The organism is Mesorhizobium sp. M7A.F.Ca.ET.027.03.2.1 (assembly GCF_003999175.1).
In the GTDB taxonomy this organism is placed as follows: domain Bacteria; phylum Pseudomonadota; class Alphaproteobacteria; order Rhizobiales; family Rhizobiaceae; genus Mesorhizobium.
On the sequence record NZ_RZOM01001831.1, the window covers coordinates 1 to 528 of the forward strand.

Consider the following 528-nt stretch of genomic DNA (forward strand, 5'->3'; position numbering starts at 1 on the left):
CTGTGGGGCGGCAACACGGTGGCGCGGCTGGCGCGCGCGCCTTCGGGGCCGAAGAACGCAGGACGGATAGCCGATATAGACGGCTTCGCGCTGCCTCTGAAGCCGCTGGACAATGCGCCGGCCTTCGACGCGTCGCTGCCCTGGTCGGCAAAAGGCGGCGACATCAACGATGCCAGCGGCCTGTCGATGACGCCGGTTTACGGCGTCGTCGAGATCAGCGAGGACGAGCACATCGGCAATGCGCTGGCCTTCGCGCGTGCCAATGGCCTGAAAGTCTCACTGGCCGCCATCCGCCATTCGATGGGCGGGCATGCCTTTGACGACAACGCGCTGGTGCTCGACCTCAGAAAGTTCAACAAAGTCACCGTCGATGCGGCGGCCAAGACCATGACCTTGCAGCCGGGCGCGCGCTGGCACGACATCCAGAACCTTCTGCATCCGCGCTTAGCGGTGAAGGCGATGCAGTCGACCGACATCTTCTCGGTCGGCGGCTCACTGTCGGTCAATGCGCACGGAATGGACCACCAG

General features: G+C 64.8%; 1 protein-coding gene. It reads left to right on the forward strand.

Annotated elements, in window-relative coordinates; translation table 11 throughout:
• The coding region (locus EN750_RS38325) for an FAD-dependent oxidoreductase (protein WP_245482956.1) at positions 1-528 on the forward strand (528 nt) is incomplete at both ends.